The organism is Sodalis sp. RH19, assembly GCF_047324215.1.
Classification (GTDB): domain Bacteria; phylum Pseudomonadota; class Gammaproteobacteria; order Enterobacterales; family Enterobacteriaceae; genus Acerihabitans.
The window spans coordinates 154,337-178,379 of record NZ_CP178734.1 but is presented as its reverse complement, the minus strand read 5'-3'; the positions used below and the strand labels follow the sequence as shown (position 1 = coordinate 178,379).

The window sequence follows — 24,043 nt, the reverse complement described above, 5'->3', positions numbered from 1 at the left end:
GCACAACCGCCCGCGCACTGGGGCGCGGGCGGTCCTGAGCGCCGCCGGCTAGAGCTGCAGCGCTTGGCGCACCGCGGCGAGCCCCGGCTGACCCTGGCGTGTGGTAACGCCGTCCAGCCAGCGTTCCAGCAGTTCGGGATGCTGCTTAAGCTCCGCCGCGGCCGCCTCATTGGCGGTCTGCTTATCATCCAGCACCCGTTTGATTATCCGGTTTTCCAAATCGACGTTAAACGTCAATTGAGTAAACAGCCGGCCGGTATTGGGGCATTGGGCGGCAAAATCCTTACGCGTGACGGTATTCACGGTGGCGCTGCCGTAATTCGGCCCGAAATAACGATCGCCGCCGCTCAGATAGGTCAGCTTATAGTGGGTATTCATGGCATGCGGCTCCCAGCCGAGGAACACTATCCACTGCTGCTTGCCCACCGCGCGCCCGACCTGGGCCAGCATGCCGCTTTCGCTTGATTCCACCAGCGTCCAGCCGGTCAGGTTGAAATCATGCTTATCCAGCATGTTCTTAATGTTCTGGTTGGCGGGCGCGCCGGGGGCAATACCATAAATTTTATGATCGAACCGGTCGGCATATTTTTCCAGGTCGGCAAAATCCTTTACCCCGGCCTGCGCCACATAGTCCGGCACCGCCAGGGTAAATTTAGCGCTGGCCAGGTTGGCGCCCACCACCTTGACCGCGCCGTCGCGGGTGTATTTTTCAATCACCGGCTGCTGCGCCGGCATCCAGTTGCCGAGGAACACGTCCAGTTGCCCGGTCTTCAAGCCCTGGTAAGCCAGGGCCACCGAGAGATTCTGCACCTGCTGGCGATAGCCCAGGCCCTGCAGCAGGACCCCGGCGACCGCGTTGGTGGCGGCGATATCGGACCAGCCGGGATCGGACATATTCACCGTTTGACAATCGGCCTCCCCGGCGGCGCGGGTTGGGATCGGCAGGCCCATCGCAAGCGATAGCCCCAAGGCAACAACAGCGGCGTGCACGCGCATAATCTTCCTCACAGGTAACAGTATCAGAGCGTTGAAGGCGGGCGCGGATAGCGCGCCAGCGCCTCCTGCTCGTCCAGGGATTGGTGGTTACGGATAAACCGGTGGCTGGCGTCCTGCCAGGGCTGATAATCCCAGTCGGGCGCGCCGTCCCGCCCCAGCGCCCCGGTCAGGAACAGCCTGGCGCGCTGGCTGCTTAAGATCCGCTGGTTCAGATCGGGAAGGTTCCAGCGCGCCTGTGCTTCCTGCTGAAACTGCCGCAGCTGCGGCGCAAACGCCGGCGATAACGCCAGATTGGCCAGTTCCAGGGGATCCTGGCGCAAATTGTAGAGCTGATCGGGTTCCCCCAGGGAGGCGATGAATTTCCACGGTCCGCGCCGGATCATCACCATCGGCGCCAGCGCGCCCTCCGCCAGATATTCGCCGTAAACCCCGTCCGGTCCCGCTTCGCCGCGCAGATGCGGCGCCAAGCTGCGGCCGTCCAGGGGCGCGGCCTGCTCCTCTTCCGTCAGCGGCCGGCCATGGGCCAGCTCGCGCAATGTCGGAAGCAGGTCGGCCAGCGACACATTCTGCTCAACGCGCCGGGGCGCAAAGCGGCCGGGGGCGTGGATGATCATCGGCACGCGCGACGCGCCTTCAAAAAAACTCATTTTGTACCACAGGCCGCGCTCGCCGAGCATTTCGCCATGATCGGAGATAAGGATGATAATGGTGTCGTCGGCCAGGCCGGTGGCATCCAGGGTGTCGCGCACCTCGCCGAAGCGATCGTCGACATAGGCCAGGGCGCCGTAATAGGCATGGCGCGCCCGGCGGATGTGGTCATCATCCAGCAGCCCGTCGGTCAGCTGATACATGGCGCGCAGCCGCTGCGAATGCGCGTCCGGCGGCGCGTCCCCCGCCGCCACCCTGGGCAGGTCGATATCCTGGGGGCGATAGCGATCCAGGTAACGGCGCGGGATGGCGAAGGGATCGTGGGGATGCGTGAGCGACATCATCAGCAGGAAGGGCCGCCCGTCGTCCCGCCTGGCCAAATCAAACAGCTTTTGCCGGGTGTGGAACAGGGCCTCGTCGTCAAAATCCAGCTGGTTGGTGCGGATACATTCTCCCGCGTCCAGTACCGAACTCATATTGTGATACCAGTCCAGCCGGCGTTCAGGATGACGCCAGTCCGGCGTCCAGCCGAAATCCGCCGGGTAGATATCGGTGGTCAGCCGTTCGTCAAACCCGTGCAACTGATCCGGCCCGCAAAAATGCATTTTGCCGGCCAGGTAGGTGCGATAGCCTTCCTGCCGCAGATAATGGCAGAATGTCGGACTCTCGGCGCGAAATTCCGCCGCATTATCGTATACGCCGTTACGGGAAATTAACTGGCCGGTCATCAGCGACGCGCGCGATGGCGCGCATAATGGACTATTGCAATACGCGGAGGTAAATACCACGCCTTCGCGCGCCAGTCTGTCTATATTCGGGGTTTTGCTGACATTATTTCCATAAGCGGAAAGCGCGCCGGCGGCAAGCTGATCGGCCATAAGAATAACAATATTCGGTTTTTTGCTAAGCATAGTTAAATTTCGCTTTAAATAAATTTACAGCTCAATGTTATTTTTATCGCACAAATATATTTTGCTGTGAACCGGTTAATTTCTTATCGGTCTATAAGGGGACGTTATGGCAAACAATTTCCGGCTGCCGCCGTTACAGGCGCTGACTGTTTTTGAAGCGGCGGCGCGTCATCTTAATTTTACCGCCGCCTCGAAGGAATTAGGTTCGTCACAGCCGGCGGTAAGCCAGCGCATCAATTTATTGGAAAATCAATTAGGCGCCACGCTGTTCGAACGGCGCCACCGCGGCGTGGCCCTGACCGACACCGGAGAGCAGCTTTACCAGATCGTGCGCGCCAGCCTGCAGGAGATCAGCCAGCAAATAGAAAAAATCCAGCTGAAAAAACAACGGGATGTGCTGCGCATCGATACGGACATGGGTTTTGCCAGCTACTGGCTGCTGCCGCGCCTGGACCAGTTGCAACAGCTGATCCCCAATGTCGATGTGCAGATATCCACCTCGCCCAACGAGTTCTCCCTGCGCGACAGCAGCGCCCATCTGGGCATCTCGTTTGGCGACGGCCAGATCCCCGGCTGCCACAGCGATATGCTGTTTCCGGAACTGGTGGTGCCGGTATGCAGCCCACTGTTTTTCCAGCAGTTCGGCAGGCCGGCTGCGGCCCGGGACCTGCTGGCGCTGGCGCTGCTCAACCTGCCCGATACCCTGCCCCGGCGCTGGCTGAGCTGGCAGGATTGGTTTCGCGGCCAGGGCGTGGAGCCGGACGACGGCGTGACCTCCCTGACCTTCAACGCCTATTCGCTGGTCATCCAGGCGGCGCTGAAAAGCCAGGGCGTGGCGCTGGGCTGGAAGCCGCTGGTGGATCAATTCCTGGATAGCGGCGAACTGATCGTCTGCGGGCCGCAATTAAAAACCGGGCGCGGTTATTATTTAATTCAGCCGGAGCGGGGAAATAATCGCCTGCTTTACCAGAAAGTTAAAAAATGGTTAATCCGTGAATCGTTCAGTTTTAAACAGCATGAGGAAAATAACGCCCATTACGGTCAATTGGTTTAAACCATTTAGTTATAACTCAGACGATAATATTTTATTGCGCCGTTCTTTTTTCTTATAGCCTGTGCTTATGGTTGGGACATGGCAAAAAAATAAAATCTGATGAATGAAACGCTGATAAAAATTGACGGGCTGTATAAAATATTCGGCGACGGCGACCGGCATGCCCTGTCGCGTTTGCAACAGGGCATGGACCCTGCCGACATATTTACCCAATTTGGCTGCTCGGTGGCGTTAAACAATATTTCGCTGGATATTTATCGCGGCGAGATCTTTGTCATCGTCGGCTTATCCGGCTCCGGCAAATCCACCCTTCTGCGTACCCTCAATCGCCTGATAACACCCAGCGCCGGCGAGGTGTTTTTCAGCGGACAACCGCTATCGGGGCTATCGGCAACCGCGCTTATCCAGCTGCGCCGGCATGAAATGGGCATGGTGTTCCAGTCTTTCGCCCTGCTGCCGAGACGCAGCGTATTGGATAACGCCGCCTTCGGGCTGGAGCTGGCCGGTGTCGGCACGGCGCAGCGCCATAAGCAGGCGCTGGCGGTATTGGCGCAGGTGGGGCTGGCGCAGGTGGCGGGACAACTGCCGCATCAGCTGTCCGGCGGCATGCAGCAGCGGGTCGGCCTGGCGCGCGCGCTGGTGGTCAATCCCACGCTGCTGTTGATGGACGAGGCGTTTTCCGCGCTCGATCCCACCAACCGCCGCGAAATGCAGGAACTGCTGCTGCGCCTGCAGGCCGGCCAGCGGCGAACGGTCATTTTTGTCACTCACGATATCGAGGAGGCGCTGCGTATCGGCAGCCGCATTGCCATTATGCAGCAGGGCCGGGTCATCCAGATCGGCACCGCCGAGCAAATCGTCAATGCGCCGGCAAACGCCTACGTGCGCCGTTTTTTCTCCGGCGTCGATACATCGCGTTTCGTCCTGGCCGAAGATTATGCCGGCGCGTTCAGCGGCCAGTCACCCGCGCACCGGGAGTCCCGCCCATGACCGGAACGGTTGATTTCAGCGCGCAGATCGACGCGGGCGTGCGTTACCTGCTGGAACACTGCGGCGGATTTTTTGACGCGGTGGCCAAGGTGATCGACACGGTTGCCGGCGCCCTTGAGCTGGGCCTGGGCTGGCTTTCGCCCTGGGGGTTGGCCGTGATTGCGGTGGGATTGAGCCTGTGGCGCGTCGGCAAGGGGTTCGCCGTGTTCAGCGCCCTGGCGATGCTGTATATCATTTATAGCGGCTACAGCGAACATGCCGTGGTCACGCTTGCGCTCACCCTGGCGTCAACGTTATTCAGCCTGCTGGCCGGCATTCCCCTGGGGATTATGATAGCCCGGCGGCACCGGGCGGGCCAGCTTGTCAGGCCGATGCTGGACTTTATGCAAACCATGCCCGCCTTCGTCTACCTGATCCCCGCCACGATCCTGTTTGGCCTCGGCCGTCCGCCGGGCATTTTCGCCACCGTACTGTTCGCCATGCCGCCGGTGGTCCGCTTAACCGATTTGGGCATCCGTCAGGTGGACAAAAGCCTGGTGGAAGCCGGCCTGGCGTTTGGCTGCACCCGCCGGCAGCTATTATGGAAGGTACAGTTGCCCAATGCGCTGCCGGCCATTATGGCCGGGGTAAACCAAACCATCATGATGGCGATGTCGATGGTGATTATCGCCTCCATGGTCGGCGCCGGCGGTCTTGGCAACGATATATTGACCAGCATCCAGCAGCTGGACATCGGCCAGGGGCTGCAAAGCGGCATGGCGGTGGTGCTGATGGCCATGCTGTTGGACCGGCTCTCGGCGAGCCTGGTGCGGGAGCCTGGAGTTAAATAATAAGCATATTATTAATCATGGTTACTATTAGCTAAATAACGATATGCTTTTTTTACTTAATCAACGTTGGGCAAATTGACAATGTTTTATGGTGGTTATGCCCAGGCTGTGCGGCGAGTAAAGGGTTATTATGCTGTGATAGGTAATATCTATATCAAAAAAAACACTTTGTTTATTTTGTCATGATAATGCAAAGTAAGCGGCGTACGGGCACAGGCAAAAACGGATTGTCCGGTTAATTTAAGATAAGTTAACTTTAAGGCGGCGGTATTCGGATAAGTTTTGCTACTGCCGTATTGTCGCGACAATTGTTATACAAATGATAAATATTATCTTGACAAGTGTTATTTACAGTAAGGCAATAACGGCACGGACAATGACTTCTTGCCGCGCGCGGTGCTGGCCCGGGTAAAATGTATTATACCAATTTCGATCTGGCTGGCTGCCACGCGGGGCATCAGAGACGAGCAGTACTGATGCTGGCCAGGCTCTTTTTGACCGCGGATTTGACTTAAGCAGCGCTCATCACCGGCCGGAAGGTAGCTTGATACGGCCATTGGGTTAAACCCTTAAATAAAAAAAGGGTTTTGTGATGGCTCTCAACTTTTAAATCTGTATGACAAGTTAAGGTAGCGTACCGCGCGGCATAGCGCTCTATGATAGGTAGATTCCTACTTTAATGAAAAGTTCACAATCTTCGTGACGATTTTGCTGCTACTATCCTGCGAAATCGGTCCACAGGGTGATATTTAAATTAGCATTGCGCGTTCTCTGAGCTTTTATTTTTAAATTATAAATGCTGGTTAGCTCAGGACATCAGCCATCAAAAGGTTGAGTCCTTTTTATAAACTCGAGAGTATTTGGTAAGGAAAAACAGGAATGAAGAAGATAGCATTGGCCGTTTTAGCGACATTGATTGCCCCAGCTCTGCACGCCGCGGAAATTTATAACAAAGACGGCAACAAGCTGGATCTGTACGGCAGCGTGCGCGCCCGCCACTATTTTAGTGACAATAAGACCATTGACGGCGACCAAAGTTACATGCGTTTTGGCTTCAAAGGCCAGACCCAGATTAACGACACCCTGACCGGTTACGGCCAATGGGAATACAATGTTCAGGCCAACCATACTGAAGGCGGCACCGACGCGCTGACCGGCACCAAAACCCGTTTGGGCTTTGCCGGCTTGAAACTGAAAGACTACGGCTCAATCGACTACGGCCGCAACTGGGGCATCGCTTATGATGTCGCGGCGATAACCGATACCGCGCCAATCTTCGATGACCTGACCTACAGCGCCGCCGACGTGTTTATGGGCGGCCGTACCACCGGCGTGGCCACTTATCGCAACAACAACTTCTTCGGCCTGGTCGACGGTCTGAAATTTGGCTTGCAATACCAGGGCGCCAACGACGAAAATTCCGGTAACGCCCGTGCCGCCAACAAATCCAACGGCGACGGTTACGGCGCATCGGCGTCTTATACCTTTGATTTCGGCCTGTCGGTACTCGGCACCTATGCCTCGTCCAACCGCACCCAGCCGCAAAACAGCCTGGCTCTCGGTAACGGCGACAAAGCCGACGTCTGGGCGGGCGGCTTGAAATATGACAATTCCGGCGTCTATGCCGCCGCGTTGTACGGCGAAACGCATAACTACACCCCGATCACCGGCGGCTACGCCAATAAAACCAAGAACTTCGAAGCCATCGCTTCTTATCTGTTCGATTTTGGCCTGAAACCAATGTTCGGTTACTTCCAGTCCAAGGCCAGCGATGTTGAAGGCATCGGCGATGTCGATCTGGTGAAATACTATGACGCGTCCCTGACCTATTTCTTCAACAAGAATATCAATGCGTATGTTGATTATAAAATCAACCGTCTCAGCGAAGACAATAAGCTGGGCATCGCCGACGATGACCAAGTCGGCCTGGGCTTGACCTATCAGTTCTAAGGTTTATCAAACGCAAAAAAAAGCGGCCCTGCGGCCGCTTTTTTTATGCTGTTTTTTTACGTTGAGCTTATTTATACAGCTCGGCGCTGCCGCGCAGGGTGTCATTACCGCCGGCACCGATAATACGATACGAGGTGGCGTTGGCGGCATCGGCCTTGGCGGCCAGCTGGGATTCCAGATCGGACAGGTTACTGGTGGTGGATGACGATACCACGCCGATGGAATGTTCGCCGGCGGGACGGCTGGTGACTTCCTGGGCGGCGAAGGCGCCGGCGGAAACGGTGCTGAATACGATGGCTGCGATGGCAAGTGTCAGGTTTTTCATAATGTCTGTTCTCATGGTATGAAGCATTAATGGACTGGACGTTAATTTGTTAACGTTCGATAAGTAAATGATAGACATCTTGGCGCCGCGGATCAAGTAATATTTTATCAATCATTAACTAATTATCTAAAGTACTGTAAAGACCGGTGAATATGTTGGCGTCGCCGTGTCTGTTTGTTTCCCCGGTCAGGAAACGTCATCCTTGACGCGGCTGGCCGCCTCCCGCTGCATAAATAAATCACGGCTGTCCTTTACAGCGAACAGGGCGGGGTTTAAAGTTAATCAAACGTTTGACTTATTTTATTGGAGCCACCATGCCCCCTTCTCCGGCCCCCACCGCGCGCGGCGAACAGGCGAAAGCCCAGCTGATCGCCGCCGGCATTACCTTATTTGGCGAAAAAGGCCCGCAGACCGCCACCACGCGCGAAATCGCCCAGTTGTCCGGGCAAAATATCGCGGCGATTTTTTATTATTTCGGCTCCAAGGAAGGGCTGTACCTGGCGGTCGCGCAATGGATCGCGGATTTTATCGCCCAGTCCCTGTATTCACAGGCGCAACAAATTGATGCGCTGCTGGCGCAGCCGGAGGTGGATGCCGGGCAGTGCCGGCGTTATCTGCATGAGTCCCTGCTGACCATGACCGGGCTGCTGGCCCGCAGCGAAACGCTGAATCTGAGTAAAATCATCTCGCGGGAGCAGCTCTCCCCCACCGGGGCCTACGCCATTATCCACCAGCAGGCGATTGCGCCGATGCATCAGCGCATCACCCGGCTGGTGGCAGGTTTTACCGGCTGCGATCCGCTGTCGGTCGCCACCATTGTCCACACGCATGCCCTGCTGGGGGAAGTGCTGGCGTTCCGGCTGGCGCGGGAAACCATCCTGCTGCGCACCGGATGGAGCGACCTGGGCCCGGCGCAGGTTACCCAGATCAACCAGGTGCTGACACAGCATATCGATTGGTTCCTTCATGGATTGCGGGCCGAACAGGCCGGCCACACAGGCAAAAAATCATGAATAAAAAAAGTATCGCCGCGGCCGTCATCGTTATCGCGCTGCTGGGCGCGGCGATCTATGGCGTCATGTACTACCACCGCCAGCAAAACCGGCCGTTGACCCTTTACGGCAATGTGGATATCCGCACCGTTAACCTTGGTTTCCGCGTCGGCGGCCGTCTGGCTCAGTTGGCGGTGGATGAAGGCGATGTGGTGCATCCCGGCCAGGTGCTGGCGAAACTGGACGATGCGCCCTATCGCAACGCCCTCGCGCAGGCCCAGGCCAATGTGGACAGCGCCAGGGCCAAACTGGATTTATCCCGCTCCGGGTATCGCAACGAAGAAATCGCCCAGGTGCGTTCGCAGATGGCGCAGTTGCAGGCCGCCTTCAATTATGCCGACAGTTTTTACCATCGCCAGCAGGGCGCCTGGGCCAAACGGGCCATTTCCGCCGACCAGCTGGAGGACGCGCTGACCGCCAGCAACCAGGCCAAGGCCAACCTGCAGGCGGCCAGGGATAAGCTGCAACAGTACCTGGCCGGCAACCGGCCGCAGGAGATCGCCTCCGCCGAAGCGGATCTCGCCCAGGCGCAAGCGGCGCGGGACCAGGCCGCCCTGGATGCAACCGATACCATGCTGGCGGCGCCCTCGGGCGGCACTATCCTGACCCGGGCGCAGGAGGCCGGCAGCATGCTTGGCGCCGGCGACACCGTATTTACCCTTTCCCTGACGCGGCCGGTGTGGGTGCGCGCCTATATTGATGAACGCAACCTCAATCAGGCGGTGCCCGGCACCCGGATTATCATTCGCGCCGACGGCCTGCCGGACAAGGCCTATCACGGTAAAATCGGCTTTGTCTCGCCGACGGCGGAGTTCACGCCTAAAAACGTGGAAACGCCGGAACTGCGCACCGATTTGGTGTATCGCCTGCGGATTATCGTCACCGATGCCGACGACCGGCTGCGCCAGGGCATGCCGGTGACCCTGGATTTCGCCGACGGCCAGGAGCCAACCGCGGCACAGCCCGCCGGCGGGAATGTTTATGCCCGCTAACCAGATTGTGCTGGATGCGCTGGAGAAACGCTTTGCGTCCCTGGCGAAACCGGCGGTGGCCAGCCTGACCATCACCCTGCAAAGCGGCGGGGTCACCGGGCTGGTCGGTCCGGACGGCGCGGGCAAGACCACGCTGCTGCGCATGCTGGCCGGCCTGCTGACGCCAAGCCAGGGCACCCTGCGCGTGGCCGGATTGGATCCGGTGGGCGACGACGCCGGCCTGCACGCCATCCTTGGCTATATGCCGCAGAAGTTCGGGCTGTATGAAGACCTGACGGTGATGGAAAACCTGACGCTGTACGCCAGCCTGCGCGGCATTACCGGCGAACAGCGCCGGCACACCTTCGAGCGCCTGCTGGCTTTTACCGCGCTGGCGCCCTTTACCACCCGGCTGGCGGGCAAGCTGTCGGGGGGAATGAAACAAAAACTCGGCCTGGCATGCACGCTGATAGGCCAGCCCAAGGTGCTGTTGCTCGACGAGCCGGGAGTCGGGGTGGATCCCATTTCCCGCCGCGAGCTGTGGCGCATGGTGCATGAACTGGCCGACGACGGCATGCTGATCCTGTGGAGCACCTCATACCTGGACGAAGCGGAACAGTGCCGCGAGGTGCTGCTGATGAACCAAGGGGAACTGATCTATAGCGGCGCGCCAAAAGCGTTGACGGCGACCATGGCGGGCCGCACGTGGCTGGCCCATGACGCCGCCGGCACCAACCGCCAGTTGCTGCGGCGCGCGCTGCGGCTGGAACAAATAGGCGACGGCGTCATCCAGGGCAAAGCCGTGCGCCTGATCCTGAAAAAAGACGCCGACCGGTCGGGCCTGGGCCGGGCGCTCGGCTTGTCCGATGCAAATATCGAGGAAACGGCGCCGCGTTTCGAGGATGCCTTTATCGATCTGCTGGGCGGCGGCCCGGCCACCCAACAGGCGCTGGCGGATATTATGCCGCAGGTAACCGGCGACCGGCATGAAACGGTGATCGAGGCCCGGGGGCTAACCAAGAAGTTCGGTGATTTTGCCGCGACCGATAACGTGGATTTCACGGTGACCCGGGGGGAAATTTTCGGCCTGCTGGGCCCGAACGGCGCCGGTAAATCCACCACTTTTAAAATGATGTGCGGCCTGCTGATCCCCACCGCGGGCCAGGCGCTGGTGCTGGGAATGGACTTGAAGACCAGCTCCGGCAAAGCCCGCCAGCGCCTGGGATATATGGCGCAAAAATTTTCGCTCTACGGTAATCTGACGGTGTCGCAGAACCTGCGGTTTTTCTCGGGCGTCTATGGACTGCACGGTAAGCGCCAGCGCCAGAAAATCGCGCAGATGAGCGAGGCGTTCGATTTCGGCCCCATTTTCAACCAGACGCCCGACGCGCTGCCGCTGGGGTTTAAGCAACGCCTCGCGCTGGCATGCTCGCTGATGCACGAGCCGGATATCCTGTTCCTTGATGAGCCCACCTCCGGCGTCGACCCCCTCACCCGGCGCGAGTTCTGGCTGCATATCAACGGCATGGTGGAAAAAGGCGTCACCGTGATGGTAACCACCCATTTTATGGACGAGGCGGAATATTGCGACAGGATCGGCCTGGTGTATCACGGCAAGCTGATTGCCAGCGGCACCCCGGACGAGCTGAAACAGCAAACGGCAGACCAGGAGACGCCGAATCCCACCATGGAACAGGCGTTTATCACGCTGGTGCAGAACTTTGACAAGGACGGCGGCAATGACGCGGCATAACGCAACGCGGTTCTCCTGGCGGCGGCTGCTCGCCCTGTGCGACAAGGAAACGCGCCAGATCCTGCGCGATCCCAGCAGCGGCCTGATCGCCTTTGTCATTCCCCTGATGCTGCTGTTTATCTTCGGCTACGGCATCAACCTGGATTCCAGCCGCCTGCACGTGGGCATCCTGATGGAACAGCAGAGCGAGGATGCCCGCGACCTGGCCATGGCTTTTGCCCGCTCCCCCTATATCGCCCCGACCATCAGCGATAACCGCCGCGCGCTGTTGGCGCTGATGCAGGCGGGAAAAATCCGCGGGCTGATCGTGATCCCGGTTGATTTCGACATCAATATGGACCGGACCGGCAACAGCGCGCCCATCCAGGTGATTACCGACGGCAGCGAACCCAATACCGCCAATTTCGTGCAGGGGTATGCCCAGGGGATCTGGCAAATATGGCAACAGCAGCGCGCCGAGGATCGGGGCCGCGCCTTTCATCAGCTGATCGACGTCAAGGTGCGCTATTGGTTCAATCCGGCGGCGGTCAGCCAGCATTTTATCATTCCCGGCGCCATCACCATTATCATGACGGTGATCGGGGCCATCCTGACCTCCCTGGTGATAGCGCGCGAGTGGGAGCGCGGCACCATGGAGGCGCTGCTCTCCACCCAGGTGACGCGAAGCGAACTGCTGCTGTCCAAGCTGCTGCCCTATTACGTGCTGGGAATGGTGGCGATGGCGCTGTGCATGGCGGTGGCGGTGTTTGTCATGGACGTGCCGTTCCGCGGTTCGCTGGCGGTGCTGTTCGGCATCAGCAGCCTGTTTCTCGCCAGCACCCTGGGGATGGGGCTGCTGATTTCCACCCTGACGCGCAACCAGTTCAACGCCGCGATGGTGGCGCTAAACGCGGCGTTCCTGCCCGCCGTGATGTTGTCGGGTTTTATTTTCCAGATAGACAGCATGCCCGCCGTGGTGCGCGCGGTGACCTATATCATCCCGGCGCGCTATTTTGTCAGCACGCTGCAAAGCCTGTTCCTGGCGGGTAATGTCGCCGGGATTTTAGTCGTGAATACCTTGTTCCTGGTGGCGTCCGCCGTGGGATTTATCGGCCTGACGGCCTGGAAAACCAAACGCAGGCTGGATTGAGGAAGGGTTATGTTCTATCGCTTATGGACGCTTATCGTCAAAGAACTGCAGTCGCTGCTGCGCGAGCCGCAAACGCGGGCGATCCTGATCATGCCGGTTATTCTGCAGGTGCTGCTGTTCCCGTTTGCCGCCACGCTTGAGGTGACCCATGCCACCATCGCCGTTTACAGCGAGGACAGCGGCCAGGCCTCGGTGGAGCTGACCCAGCGCTTCGCCAAGGCCAAAGCCTTTACCGCGGTGGTATGGCTGCGCAGCCCGCAGCAGATCCAAAGCACCCTGGATAACCAGCGCGCCCTGCTGGTGGTGCGTTTCCCGGCGCAATTCTCACGCGACCTGGCCGCCGGCATTCCAGCGCCGCTGCAGTTACTGCTGGACGGGCGCAACTCCAACAGCGCGCAGATAGCGGCCAACTATATCCAGCAGATTATCCGCGATTACCAACTGGAGCTGACGGCGCGGCAGGTTAAACCCAATAACAGCGAACTGGTGATACGCAACTGGTATAACCCCAACCTGGATTATAAATGGTTTGTGGTGCCGTCATTGATTGCCCTGATCACCACCATCGGCGTACTGATCGTCACCTCGCTGTCGGTGGCGCGCGAGCGGGAGCAAGGGACCCTGGATCAACTGCTGGTTTCGCCGCTGACCACCTGGCAGATTTTTGTCGGCAAAGCGGTGCCGGCGCTGGTGGTGGCCAGTATCCAGGCGTCCATCGTGCTGATTATCGGCATTTTGGGGTACCGCATTCCCTTTGCCGGCTCGCTGCTGCTGTTTTACGGCACCATGCTGATCTACGGCCTGTCGCTGGTGGGGTTCGGCCTGCTGATCTCCTCGCTTTGCTCGACGCAGCAGCAGGCGTTTATCGGCGTGTTTGTGTTTATCATGCCGGCCATCCTGCTGTCGGGTTATGTCGCGCCGGTGGAGAATATGCCGTCGTGGCTGCAAACGCTGACCTGGGTAAACCCGGTGCGGCATTTTACCGATATCATTAAAGAGATTTACCTCAAGGATGCGGATTTCGCCATTATCTGGCACAGCCTGTGGCCGTTGCTGGCGATCACCGCCACCACCGGCAGCGCGGCCTACTGGATGTTCCGCCGCAAGATTGCCTGAGCGGAGCGGTAACCGGCGGCCGACGTCACCTGCGTCAGTCCTCTTCCCCAAGCAGCACAATCTTGCCGGCAAAATGGCGGTCTTCCAGACGCCGGTGCGCCCCGGCTATCCCTAAGACCGCCATCGACGCCCCCTGGCCCTTATTTGCCCGTGCCGGCGGCGGATTCCACCTTCGGCCGGCCGCTGCCGCCGCCGTTATCATAGCCGGAAATGGTTTTGCCCTGCGTTTCGCGCCCGAAGCTGACCAGAATACTGATCAGAATAGCCACGGTGCCTGCCACCATGGCCATGGCCAGGCCGTAGTTATTGCCGTGCGCTTCGGCGATACGGGACTGCAGCGTGGCGTTCACCGAGGCAATCAGGTTGCCCAACTGGTACACAAAGCCCGGCAGCACCGCCCGCGAATTGGCGGGCACCAGCTCCGTCAGGTAGGTAGGCACCACGCCCCAGGCGCCCTGCACCATAAACTGCATCAGAAACGCGCCCAGGCCTATCAGCACCGACCCGCTGGCGAACGCCCACAGCGGCAGCACCGGCAGGGCCAGCAGGGAGGCGATGATCATCGCTTTTTTACGCCCTATTTTTTCCGACAGGGAGCCGAAACAGATGCCGCCCAGCATGGCGGCGATATTGTAGCCGATGGCGATGATGCTGACGGTATGGGGAGCAAAGCCGTGCTGCACTTTCAGAAAGGTGGGATAAAGATCCTGGGTGCCGTGGCTGAAAAAGTTAAAGCAGGCCATCAGCACCACCATATAGAGGCAGAGCTTCCAATGGGCGCGGATAATGGGCAGCAGCGCCACGCTCTCCTTGCGTTCCCTGGCCGCCAGCCATACCGGCGATTCCGGCACCTTGAAGTAAATATAGGGCAGCAACAGCACCGGCAGCGCCCCGATCAGGAACATGCCGCGCCAGCCGACGCTCTCGAAAAACAGGCCGAAAATAATCGCCGCCAGCAGGTAACCGGCGGGATATCCCGCCTGGAAGATGCCCGACATCAGGCCGCGGGACCTGTCGGGGATGGTTTCCATCGCCAGTGACGAGGCCACGCCCCAGATGCCCCCCATCGCCACGCCGTATACCACCCGGAAGGCAATAAAAAGCGCCAGCGTCGGCGACCAGGCCGACAGCAATTCAAACAGCGAGAACATCAGCACGTTGATCATGAGAATCGGCCGGCGGCCATACTTCTCGGCCAGGCGGCCAAACAGCAACGCCCCCAACGGACGCACCGCCAGGGTCAGCATAATCGAGATGGAAACGCTGGCGATATCGGTTTTAAACCACGCGGCCAGATCGCTTAGCACAAATACCAGGATAAAAAAGTCGAAGGCGTCCAGCATCCAGCAGGCAAAACAGGCGAATGCCACGTTGCGCTGTGTAGGGGTCCAGTTAAACATAAGTCATTGTCCTATCTTTGAATCGGTCACCTTTACGGTGGCACCGGAAAAAATAAGCCAGGCCTGGGTATGCCGCCGGGGGGTTCCCCGCTACCCGGATGAGAACAGAGCGGAATAATATGTTTTTAAATTGTTAACTATTTGTTTATAGCACGTAATACTCTTACTTTTATTGTGGATTTGTATCATTTATCAAGATTATGTAAACAGTCATTGCCTCGGGCGCCCCGCGCCATACTCCATAGGCGCCTGCCCGCCGGCGGCCGCATTTTGTCCACCGTCCCGCCCCTTATTCAGCGTTATACTGCCGGTATGGTTTATTTCCGGCGCACGCTTGGCATGGCGCGGCCGGCCCGGTGATGGGAAAGGAACATGGTAAGGATTGACGATTTGGCGTTGTTTGTCCGCTCGGCGGCGCTCGGCAGCTTTTCGAACGCGGCGCGGGAGGCGGATCTGTTGCCGGCCCAGGTCAGCGCGGCGATCAAGCGCCTGGAGCGGGAGCTGAACATCCGTTTGTTTGCCCGTTCCACCCGCAGCCTGCGCCTGACGGCCGAAGGGGAGCAGTATCTGCCTTATGCCCGCGCAGCGCTGCGCAGCCTGCGCGAGGGGCAGGACCTGCTGCATCAGGAGCCGGCCGGCCTGCACGGTATGCTGCAAATCGCCGCCCCGTCCGATTTGGGACGTAACGTGCTGCTGCCCTGGATCACCCAATTTCGTCATGATCATCCCAACCTGCAGGTGCGGCTTTATTTATCCGATCAGGTGACCGATATCTTCAAGGATCCGGTGGATGTGGCCTTCCGCTACGGCATTATGGACGACGCCAGCTACGTCGCCCTGCCGCTCGCGGCGGAAAACCGGCGGGTGGTGGTGGCGTCGCCGGCGTATCTGGCGCGCCGCGGCCGGCCTTCGACCCCGGCCGATCTGGCCGGACATGATTGCCTGACGTTTGTGCTGCACGGCCGTGTGTATGATAAGTGGCGTTTTTATCCGCACGGCCAGCCGCAGGCGGTGGGCGTAAGCGGCACCCTGACCAGCGACGACGCGGAAGTGGTGCGCCGCCTGGCCATTGCCGGCGAGGGGATCGCCTATAAGTCCTGGCTGGAGGTATGCCATGACGTGCGCGCGGGCAGGCTTGAGGTGGTGCTGAAAGGCTATGGCGGCGATCGCGTGCCGTTGCATCTTATCTGCCCGCACCGTCGGCAATTTTCGCCGGCGGTACGCCAGCTGTACGAGCGGCTGAAGCTCGGCTGCGGGGAACTGCAGCGGGAGTATGCCGCCCTGCTTGACGGCGCGGCGCCGGAAAATCCGGCCGCGGCCGATCCCAAAGGCCGGGAAGACGCAGCGGACGTAGCCCCGTGCCGGGACAGCTCAGCCTAGCAGGCGCGCGGCGGCGATCAGCGCCTGTCCCAGCGCCAGTCCGCCGTCGCCGGCCGGCAGCCGGGAGGGAACCAGTACCCGCAGGCCCTGCAGTTCCCGCACCAGCAGTTCGCGAAACAGCCGGTTATGCAGCACGCCGCCGGACAGGACCACCGTGCCGATGCCATGGCGCGCCGCCGCCTGCCGGGCCAGCGCGGCGAATCCCCGCGCCAGGGCCAGGTGGAAGCCATAGGCCCGTTCGGCCGGGCCGGCGCGCCAGGCCAGCCATTGACGCCAGAAGGTCGCCATATCCAGCCGGTTATCCAGCACGGGTAGCGATACGGGCAAAGTCACCGCCGGCTCCCCTCCCTGCCCGGCGCCGCGCCACGCCAGCGCCTCCAGCCGGCAGGCCGCCTCCCCTTCCCAGCTGGTTTCGCCGGCACACACCCCGAGCGCCGCGGCCACCGCGTCAAATAACCGGCCGGTGGAAGACGCCGGCGGCGCGTTGATCCCGCGCGCCACCGCCCTGGCCAGCAGCTCGCCCGCGCCCGCGGGAATATGCCCGGCTTCCGGCAGGCCGCGCCAGTCGGGCACAAAGCGCAGCCACTGCGCCAGCAGGTTGCGCCAGGGCTGGCGCGCCGCCAGATCGCCGCCGGGCAGGGCGACGGCGGGCAGGCCGCCCAGCCACCGGGATTCGCGGTAGTCCACGAGAAGGCATTCTCCCCCCCACAGGGCGCCGCCCTCATGCCCGCTGTCCGCCAGGCCGTCCCCGCGCCTGTCGTCATCCGGCGGTATGTCCCGCGTCGGAATGTCGTGCCGCCGCGCGCCGCCGTAGCCCAGTCCGTCCATGGCCAGGCCGATTACCGGCCCGCCGTCGAGCGGCCAGCCGTGTTCACCCAGGCAGGCCGCCAGATGGGCGTGATGATGCAGGATGGTTAGGCAGGGTAAGCCGCATTCGGTCGCCAGCGCCGCGCCCCAGCGCCGGCTGAGGTAGCCGGGATGGGCGTCCACCGCCACCGCCCGCGGCGTAAAATCCCAGATGGCGTGAAACAGCGCCAGCGCCTGCTGCCGCTGACGCTGGATGCCTTCATCCGCCAGATCGCCCAGATGCTGGCTGAGCACCGCCTGTCCGTCGCGCAGCAGGCAGAAGGTGTTTTTTAAATCCGCCCCCATGGCCAGTATGGCCGGCGCCAGGGCAAATCCGGGAGGCAGCGCGATGGCGTCGGGCACATAGCCGCGGGAACGGCGCAGCATCTCCACCCCCCCGGCGCTGAGGCGCACCAGGGAATCATCGGCGCGCTGGACGATATCGCGATCGTGTAATAGCCAGGCGTCGGCGATGGCGGCCAGCTCATCCAGCGCCTGGCGGTTATCCAGCGCCGGCGGCCGGCCGTTAAGATTGCCGGAGGTCATGACCAGCGGCCGTCCGGCGCGACGCAGCAACAGATGTTGCAGCGGACTGGCCGGCAGCATCACGCCGATTTCATGCAAGCCGGGCGCAATACCGGCGCACAGCGCCAGCGGCGCCTGCGCGCCTATCGCACCGGGCGCCGGGGCGCCGCCGTCACCGGACGCCCGATCGGCCGGCGCGCCGGCAGCGGAGGCGGCAAGCCCGGGGGCAACGTCCGCGCCGTAGGCGACCGCCGTCGCACAGGGCGGCAACGGCACCAGCACAATGGGCGCGGCGGCGGATTGCAGCAACGCCACCAGCGCCGGGTCGGCATGCCCGAGGCAGCGGCGCAGCCAGTCGCTGTCCGGCATCATTACCGCCAGCGGTTTGGACGGCCGCCGTTTACGCGCGCGCAGCCGCGCCACCGCCGCCGGGTTGGTGGCGTCGCAGGCCAGGTGAAAACCGCCCAAGCCTTTCACCGCCACGATTTCCCCGGCCAGCAGCCTGCGCGCCGCCTCGGTAATGGCGTCATCGGCAGCGGCCAGCCGCCCGCCGTGGCGGTCCGCCAGCCAGGCCTGCGGCCCGCAGGCGGGACAGGCGTTCGGCTGGGCATGAAAACGCCGGTCGGCGGGGTTGTGGTATTCAGCCAGGCAATCAGGGCATTGGGGAAACGCAGCCATGGCGGTATTGGGCCGATCGTAGGGCATGCGGCGGATCAGGGTAAAACGCGGCCCGCAGTGGGTGCAGTTGATAAAAGGATAGCCGAAACGGCGATTGGCGGGATCAAACAGCTCGGCCAGGCAGTCGCCGCAGGTGGCCGCGTCCGGCACTACCTGGGTTTTCATCGCGCCGCCGCGGCTTTCGATAATGGTAAACGACGACGGCGGGCGCGCCCACTGCCAGGGCAGGATATCGATTTCGTCGATGGTCGCAAGCGTAGGGCAGTCCCGGCGCAGCTGGGCGATAAACCGCCCGGCATCGTGGCCCCACAGGCGCACCTCTACGCCGTCGGCGTTATTGCCGACGTCGCCGGTCAATCCCAGGCGGTGGGCCACCTGCCAGACCGTGGGCCGAAACCCCACCCCCTGGACCTTGCCGGTGATGCGTAACAATACGCCGTTGTGCGCCATCGTCTTCTCCGCTAGCAAATCCTCGGCAGGGGTTCGTCATGGGGCAGATCGAGCAAACGGCTAACGCCGTACAGCCCGCGCAGCCGGACCTGTTTATCCCCGGTCACCTCGCCGATGACCGCGGCGTCGCGTCCCAGCGGGTGCGCGCGCAGCGCCCGCAGCACCTGCTGCTCCGCCGCCGCGTCCACTATCAGCACCAGCTTGCCTTCATTGGCGAAATTCAGCGGCTCCAGCCCCAGCAGTTCGCACAGTCCGCGCACCGTGGTTTTTACCGGCAGCGCCGCCTCGTTAATGCTCATGCCGCACAGGCTGCCGCGGGCGAACTCATGCAGGATGGCGGTCACGCCGCCGCGCGTGGCGTCGCGCAGGGTACGCACGCCGCCGATATCGCGCAGGGCGGCGATAAGCGGCGCCAGCACCGCGCAGTCGCTGACCAGATCCGCCTCCATGCCGAGGTGCTCGCGCAGGTTAAGGATCGTGGCGCCGTGATCCCCCAGCGTACCGCTGACCAGGATGCGATCGCCGGCGCGGATACGGGACGCGCCCCAGTCGATGCCGGTCGGGATCACGCCCAGCCCGGCGGTATTGATAAACAATTTATCCACCGCGCCGCGCGGCACCACCTTGGTGTCGCCGGTCACAATCTGGATGCCGGCGTCGCGGGCGGTGGCGGCCATCGACCGCACCACCCGTTCCAGGATCTCCAGCGGCAGTCCTTCCTCAAGGATAAAACCGCAGGAAAGCCAGCGCGGGGTGGCGCCGCTGACCGCCAGATCGTTGGCGGTGCCGCACACCGCCAGCTTGCCGATATCGCCGCCGGGGAAAAACAGCGGGTCGACCACATAGCTGTCGGTGGTAAAGGCCAGCCGGTCGCCCAGGGCGGTCATTTCGCTCAGCTGCAAGCGGGCCTGGTCTTCCCCGGTGCACAGCAGCGGGTTGTCGAAGGCGCTGAGGAATACTCCGCTTATCAGCGCCTGCATGGCGCCGCCGCCGTTGCCATGCGCCAGCGTAATCTGTTTGTTCATGCCTCACTCCGGCGATATTGATACCAGGCGGCGCAAGCCCCCTCCGATGAAACCATCAGCGCGCCGAAGGCGTTTTCCGGCGTGCAGACGCCGCCGAACAGCGGGCAGTCCGCCGGCTTGCAGCGCCCGGTCAGCACCGCGCCGCAGCGGGCGCGCGGGTCATCCGCCACGGGTTGCTGGGCGGGATGGAACCGCAGCTCCGCGTCAAACGCCATCCAGTCCGGACGCAGGCTGACGCGGGAATCGTCGATAACCCCCAGGCCGCGCCATTCGCTGGCGCCCGCGGTGATGAACACCTCGTCCATGGCGCGCTGCGCCAGGCCGTTACCCTGCCCCGGCACCACGCGCCGGTATTGGTTTTCCACCGTGCAGCGCCCCGCGGCGTACTGTTCGATCAGCATCAGCAGGCCCTGCAGGATGTCCCCCGGTTCGAAGCCGGTGACCACCACCGGCTTATGGCAAACATCGCTGATATAAGCAAAAGGCTGTTCGCCTATCACCATGCTGACATGGCCGGGGGCGATAAAACCGTCGATGCGCACATCCGGCTGCACCAGCAGGCTTTTCAGCGTCGGCATCAGGGTGATGTGCTGGCAGAACAGGAAAAAGTTCTCCACGCCGTCGGCGCGCGCCTGCTGCAGGGTGACGGCGCTGGCGGGCATGGTGGTTTCAAACCCGATGCCGAAAAACACCACCTGCCGGTCGGGGTTCGCCCGGGCAATGGCCAGCGCGTCAAGAGGCGACCAGACCATACGCACGTCGGCGCCCCGCTGGCGGGCGGTCAGCAGCGACCCGTTGCGGCCGGGCACGCGCATGGCGTCGCCGAAGGTGCAAAAAATCACCCCGGGCCGCTGGGCGATTTCCAGGCAGGCGTCGATGCGCCCCGCCGGCAGCACGCAAACCGGACAGCCCGGACCGTGAATAAATTCCAGCGACGGCGGCAGTAATTTATCGAGACCAAATTTAAAAATGGCATGGGTATGGCCGCCGCACACTTCCATGATCTGCAGGGGGCGCGCCGGCGTATAGCCGGTAAAAGGCATGCGCTCGGCGATGCGGGTGACCAGGCCGCGCACCAGCTCGGGCTGGCGGTATTCGTCAACGAACCGCATCGGGCTCACCTCCGCGCAGGAAATAACCGACGTCGGGCTCCACCTCGCCCATGGCCTGAAGCGCCTCCAGGGTTTCCCGCGCCTCATGCTCGTCGAGCAGGCTCATGGCAAACCCGACATGCACCAGGATCCATTGACCCGGCAACGCGGCCATGGCGGCCTCGTCGGCGCAAACCAGCCGCACGTTAACCCGGCGTCTAACACCGCACACATCGACCCAGGCGTTGCCCGGGCTGTCGTTATCCAGCGCCATCACCTGGCCGGGAATGCCTATGCACATGACTGTGCCTCCGCGTCCGCCGCTGTCCGGCCGCCGGCCAGCTGATCCGTCAGCCAGCCCAGCCAGGCGTCCATGCCCGCGCCGGTGGTGGCCGACACCATCAGCACCGCAATCGCCGGATTCACCCGGCGGGCATTGGCGATACAGATATCGACGTCAAACGTCACCCAGGGCAGCAAATCGGTTTTATTGAGGATCATTAGCCCGGCGGCGGCGAACATATGGGGATATTTCAGCGGCTTGTCCTCTCCTTCGGTGACCGACAGCACCACCACTTTCAACCGCTCGCCCAGATCAAAACCGGCCGGGCACACCAGGTTGCCGACGTTTTCGATAAACAGCAGGCTGCTCTCCGGCGGCGCCAGCCGTTGGGCGGCGTCATGGATCATTTGCGCGTCGAGATGACAGCCTTTGCCGGTATTGACCTGAATGGCCGGGACGCCGGTGGCGCGGATGCGGTCGGCGTCATTGGTGGTTTGCTGATCGCCTTCGATCACCGCGCAGCTGACCCGGTCCCGCAGCCGCAGCAGCGTTTCGGTCAGCAGGGTGGTCTTACCCGATCCGGGGCTGGAAACCAGGTTCAGCGCCAGGATATTCATCGCCTGGAAATGCGCCCGGTTGCGTGCCGCCAGCCGGTTGTTTTTATCCAGCACGTCAATCTCGATTTCCACCATGCGGCGCTGGCTAAGGCCTGTCGCATGGGTACCCGCCGGGCCCTGGCCGTAATCAAGATCCCCCTGGGGGCCTGACTGCGGAATAAACGCCGAACCGCCGGTATCCCCGGCGGGATAAGCGGCACGTCCGGCGCCGCTGCCGGCATTTCCGTCGCGATCCATAACGCGCCCGGCGGCCGGCGGCGGCATGTGCCCCGGCGCCACGCTGTAGTAATGATTATGCACGTCGCCGTGATAGTGATGATGGATTATCGTCGCAGGCGCGGCGGCGGTCAGGCTGATGCGGCGCGGCGAAGCGGCGTGGGCGGCGTCATGATGGCTGTGGCCATGGTCATGATGAGGGTGATCGTGATCGGCATGGCTATGGTCATGATGAGCGTGGTCGTGATCGGCATGGCTGTGGTGATGATGAGAGTGGCGATCATCATCACCCTCGATATGACGTTCGCCTTCGGCACAACCGCAGGTACTGCACATGGCAAGTCTCCTAACATCGTGAATAGGCCCAGTATAACGTTACGCCACTTCCAGTCGTTTGATCTGGATGTGGTCATGGGCGTCTGTTTGCAGCTGATGCCCGCCGCACAGCGGACAGACCAGCAGCGGCGCGTCGGGCAGCATGACGTGGCGCAGGCAGCGCTCGCACCAGGCCTCGGCCGGCTGCTGCTCGAGATGCAGCACGCATCCCTCGGCCGCGGTGCCCCGGCACACCATATCGAAACAAAAATGCAGGGATTCCGCCTCCACGCAGGAGAAGGCGCCGATGGACAGCCAAACGCCGGTTACGCGCCGCGCGCCGTTTAACCGCGCCTGCTGCTCCAGGATTTCCAGCGTGTTCTGCGCCAGTGTTAATTCATGCATTAATGGCTCCGCTTAAGGTCGGGTGAGCGCCCGGTCAAGACTTCGCGCGCGACGCTGGCCGCGGCCAGGCCGGAGCGGCGGTCCCGCGGGCGTTTCCGGACGCGGGGACCGTGGCAGTGCTTATCATGCGCATGCAAGGGGGATGCCAGGTCTGGCGCGCCGGCACGAATAATTTAAACTTAAAAATCAAAGGACTGACGCCAGCCCCGGCGGCGCTGTTCCCTTCACGGCCCCCGGCGCCGGCACGTCGTCACTTATGACGACACTCCCGCGGCCGCCGGGGTCGACACTTATGACGATATTACCCTCGCCCGCGCCTTTTTTCCTTGATCACCCTCCCACCGATGCCCGCGCCACGGGCCTTGCCGGCTATAACCCTACCGCTGGCATGGAATATGCTTTAGTCGCGGGCATCGATTAAGCATGCAGCCTGACTGTCATCCGTTTCTCCTGGAGGAGAGGGTTATGAACCGCTTTGTTATCGCGGAACCACAGCTTTGCATTGGCTGTAACACCTGTATGGCCGCTTGTACCCAGGTGCATAAGGCCGTGGGGTTGCAGTCGCACCCCCGGCTTTACGTAACCCGTACCGGCGAGCATACCGCGCCGTTGCTGTGCCGCCATTGTGAAGACGCGCCCTGCGCCCGCGTCTGCCCCGTCAACGCCATAACCCATGGTCCTGACGCCATCGAGCTCAATGAAAGCCTGTGCATCGGCTGCAAACTGTGCGGACTGGCCTGTCCCTTCGGCGCCATCACGCCCTCGGGCAGTACGCCGGTGAATATCCCCACGTTGTTCGAGAATTTTATTCCCTCGCGGCAACTGGCCGATGTGCCGGAAAGCCCGCAGAACATGAATCCGTTCCTGGCCTGGAACGCCGGGGTCCGGAGCGTGGCGGTGAAATGCGACCTGTGCGATTTCCATCCCGACGGCCCGCAGTGCGTCAAGGTCTGCCCGACCGACGCGCTGGTGCTGGTGGATGACGGCGCGGTGGAACAGGCCAGCCGGCGCAGGCGCAACTATGCGGCGCGCTGGCTGTCGTCGGATCTGGATTTTCTTTCCCCCCCTACACCGGAGCAGGAATAAA

General features: G+C 61.6%; 22 protein-coding genes. 12 read left to right on the top strand and 10 right to left on the bottom strand.

Annotated features, from left to right (window positions below; genetic code table 11):
• Positions 1-48: 48 nt before the first annotated feature.
• On the bottom strand, positions 49-996 hold the full coding sequence (gene choX, locus ACL2XF_RS00800; RefSeq protein ID WP_410013894.1) for a choline ABC transporter substrate-binding protein: 948 nt from the start codon (positions 994-996) through the stop codon (positions 49-51).
• A gap of 23 nt (positions 997-1,019) precedes the next feature.
• Complete coding sequence (betC, locus tag ACL2XF_RS00795) at positions 1,020-2,555, bottom strand: choline-sulfatase (RefSeq protein ID WP_410013893.1); 1,536 nt, start codon at positions 2,553-2,555, stop codon at positions 1,020-1,022.
• A gap of 106 nt (positions 2,556-2,661) precedes the next feature.
• Between betC and ACL2XF_RS00790 the strand changes: the two genes are divergently transcribed.
• The 4 genes from ACL2XF_RS00790 (at position 2,662) to ACL2XF_RS00775 (ending at position 7,379) form a co-directional block, all read left to right on the top strand.
• Positions 2,662-3,609, top strand: coding sequence for a choline sulfate utilization transcriptional regulator (locus ACL2XF_RS00790; RefSeq protein ID WP_413727813.1), 948 nt, complete (start codon positions 2,662-2,664; stop codon positions 3,607-3,609).
• Between the two features lie 99 nt (positions 3,610-3,708).
• The gene (locus ACL2XF_RS00785; RefSeq protein WP_413727812.1) at positions 3,709-4,599 is read left to right on the top strand and encodes a quaternary amine ABC transporter ATP-binding protein; all 891 of its coding nucleotides are present in this window, start codon (positions 3,709-3,711) and stop codon (positions 4,597-4,599) included.
• Positions 4,596-5,429 carry an ABC transporter permease gene (locus ACL2XF_RS00780; protein WP_410013890.1) on the top strand — a complete coding sequence of 278 codons (834 nt, stop codon included), beginning with the start codon at positions 4,596-4,598 and terminating at the stop codon, positions 5,427-5,429. The genes ACL2XF_RS00785 and ACL2XF_RS00780 overlap by 4 nt, the downstream gene beginning before the upstream one ends.
• A gap of 879 nt (positions 5,430-6,308) precedes the next feature.
• A complete protein-coding gene (locus ACL2XF_RS00775; RefSeq protein ID WP_410013889.1) occupies positions 6,309-7,379 on the top strand; it encodes a porin in 1,071 nt (356 codons plus the stop codon).
• 67 nt (positions 7,380-7,446) lie between these two features.
• Here ACL2XF_RS00775 and bhsA read toward each other — a convergent pair whose 3' ends face one another.
• The gene (gene bhsA, locus ACL2XF_RS00770; RefSeq protein WP_410013888.1) at positions 7,447-7,704 is read right to left on the bottom strand and encodes a multiple stress resistance protein BhsA; all 258 of its coding nucleotides are present in this window, start codon (positions 7,702-7,704) and stop codon (positions 7,447-7,449) included.
• Positions 7,705-8,018: 314 nt separating this feature from the next.
• Between bhsA and cecR the strand changes: the two genes are divergently transcribed.
• Genes cecR through ACL2XF_RS00745 form a run of 5 tightly spaced genes read left to right on the top strand, consistent with a single transcriptional unit; the run spans position 8,019 to position 13,725 of the window.
• On the top strand, positions 8,019-8,717 hold the full coding sequence (gene cecR / locus ACL2XF_RS00765; protein ID WP_413727811.1) for a transcriptional regulator CecR: 699 nt from the start codon (positions 8,019-8,021) through the stop codon (positions 8,715-8,717).
• Positions 8,714-9,748 (top strand): secretion protein HlyD, encoded by a 1,035-nt coding sequence (hlyD, locus tag ACL2XF_RS00760; protein ID WP_413727810.1) that lies wholly within the window; start codon positions 8,714-8,716, stop codon positions 9,746-9,748. The genes cecR and hlyD overlap by 4 nt, the downstream gene beginning before the upstream one ends.
• The gene (locus tag ACL2XF_RS00755) at positions 9,738-11,480 is read left to right on the top strand and encodes an ATP-binding cassette domain-containing protein (protein WP_413727809.1); all 1,743 of its coding nucleotides are present in this window, start codon (positions 9,738-9,740) and stop codon (positions 11,478-11,480) included. The genes hlyD and ACL2XF_RS00755 overlap by 11 nt, the downstream gene beginning before the upstream one ends.
• Positions 11,467-12,609: an ABC transporter permease gene (locus tag ACL2XF_RS00750; RefSeq protein WP_413727808.1), complete on the top strand. Its 1,143-nt coding sequence runs from the start codon at positions 11,467-11,469 to the stop codon at positions 12,607-12,609. The genes ACL2XF_RS00755 and ACL2XF_RS00750 overlap by 14 nt, the downstream gene beginning before the upstream one ends.
• 9 nt (positions 12,610-12,618) lie before the next feature.
• On the top strand, positions 12,619-13,725 hold the full coding sequence (locus ACL2XF_RS00745; protein WP_410013883.1) for an ABC transporter permease: 1,107 nt from the start codon (positions 12,619-12,621) through the stop codon (positions 13,723-13,725).
• Between the two features lie 140 nt (positions 13,726-13,865).
• On the opposite strand, the gene ACL2XF_RS00740 is transcribed toward ACL2XF_RS00745, so the two are convergent.
• Positions 13,866-15,125, bottom strand: a complete 1,260-nt coding sequence (locus tag ACL2XF_RS00740) for an MFS transporter (protein ID WP_413721252.1) — start codon at positions 15,123-15,125, stop codon at positions 13,866-13,868.
• 372 nt (positions 15,126-15,497) lie between these two features.
• On the opposite strand from ACL2XF_RS00740, the gene ACL2XF_RS00735 reads away from it, so the two are divergent.
• Positions 15,498-16,505, top strand: a complete 1,008-nt coding sequence (locus ACL2XF_RS00735; RefSeq protein ID WP_413721253.1) for a LysR family transcriptional regulator — start codon at positions 15,498-15,500, stop codon at positions 16,503-16,505.
• Here ACL2XF_RS00735 and ACL2XF_RS00730 read toward each other — a convergent pair.
• From ACL2XF_RS00730 to hypA, 6 genes are read right to left on the bottom strand one after another with little or no spacing between them, the layout of a single operon-like run.
• Positions 16,497-19,004, bottom strand: coding sequence for a carbamoyltransferase HypF (locus ACL2XF_RS00730; protein ID WP_413727807.1), 2,508 nt, complete (start codon positions 19,002-19,004; stop codon positions 16,497-16,499). The two genes, ACL2XF_RS00735 and ACL2XF_RS00730, sit on opposite strands and share 9 nt — an antisense overlap.
• 11 nt (positions 19,005-19,015) lie before the next feature.
• The gene (gene hypE / locus ACL2XF_RS00725; protein ID WP_410013877.1) at positions 19,016-20,029 is read right to left on the bottom strand and encodes a hydrogenase expression/formation protein HypE; all 1,014 of its coding nucleotides are present in this window, start codon (positions 20,027-20,029) and stop codon (positions 19,016-19,018) included.
• Entirely contained in the window at positions 20,026-21,141 is a 1,116-nt protein-coding gene (gene hypD / locus ACL2XF_RS00720) for a hydrogenase formation protein HypD (protein WP_413727806.1), read from the bottom strand. The genes hypE and hypD overlap by 4 nt, the downstream gene beginning before the upstream one ends.
• The gene (hypC, locus tag ACL2XF_RS00715) at positions 21,128-21,421 is read right to left on the bottom strand and encodes a HypC/HybG/HupF family hydrogenase formation chaperone (protein WP_413721256.1); all 294 of its coding nucleotides are present in this window, start codon (positions 21,419-21,421) and stop codon (positions 21,128-21,130) included. Before hypC ends, hypD begins: the two co-directional genes overlap by 14 nt.
• A complete protein-coding gene (gene hypB, locus ACL2XF_RS00710; protein WP_413721257.1) occupies positions 21,412-22,572 on the bottom strand; it encodes a hydrogenase nickel incorporation protein HypB in 1,161 nt (386 codons plus the stop codon). The genes hypC and hypB overlap by 10 nt, the downstream gene beginning before the upstream one ends.
• Before the next feature lie 39 nt (positions 22,573-22,611).
• A complete protein-coding gene (hypA, locus tag ACL2XF_RS00705; protein ID WP_413727805.1) occupies positions 22,612-22,956 on the bottom strand; it encodes a hydrogenase maturation nickel metallochaperone HypA in 345 nt (114 codons plus the stop codon).
• Between the two features lie 292 nt (positions 22,957-23,248).
• Between hypA and ACL2XF_RS00700 the strand changes: the two genes are divergently transcribed.
• A complete protein-coding gene (locus ACL2XF_RS00700) occupies positions 23,249-23,377 on the top strand; it encodes a hypothetical protein (RefSeq protein ID WP_410013872.1) in 129 nt (42 codons plus the stop codon).
• A gap of 44 nt (positions 23,378-23,421) precedes the next feature.
• Positions 23,422-24,042 carry a 4Fe-4S dicluster domain-containing protein gene (locus tag ACL2XF_RS00695; RefSeq protein WP_410013871.1) on the top strand — a complete coding sequence of 207 codons (621 nt, stop codon included), beginning with the start codon at positions 23,422-23,424 and terminating at the stop codon, positions 24,040-24,042.
• Position 24,043: the final 1 nt, after the last annotated feature.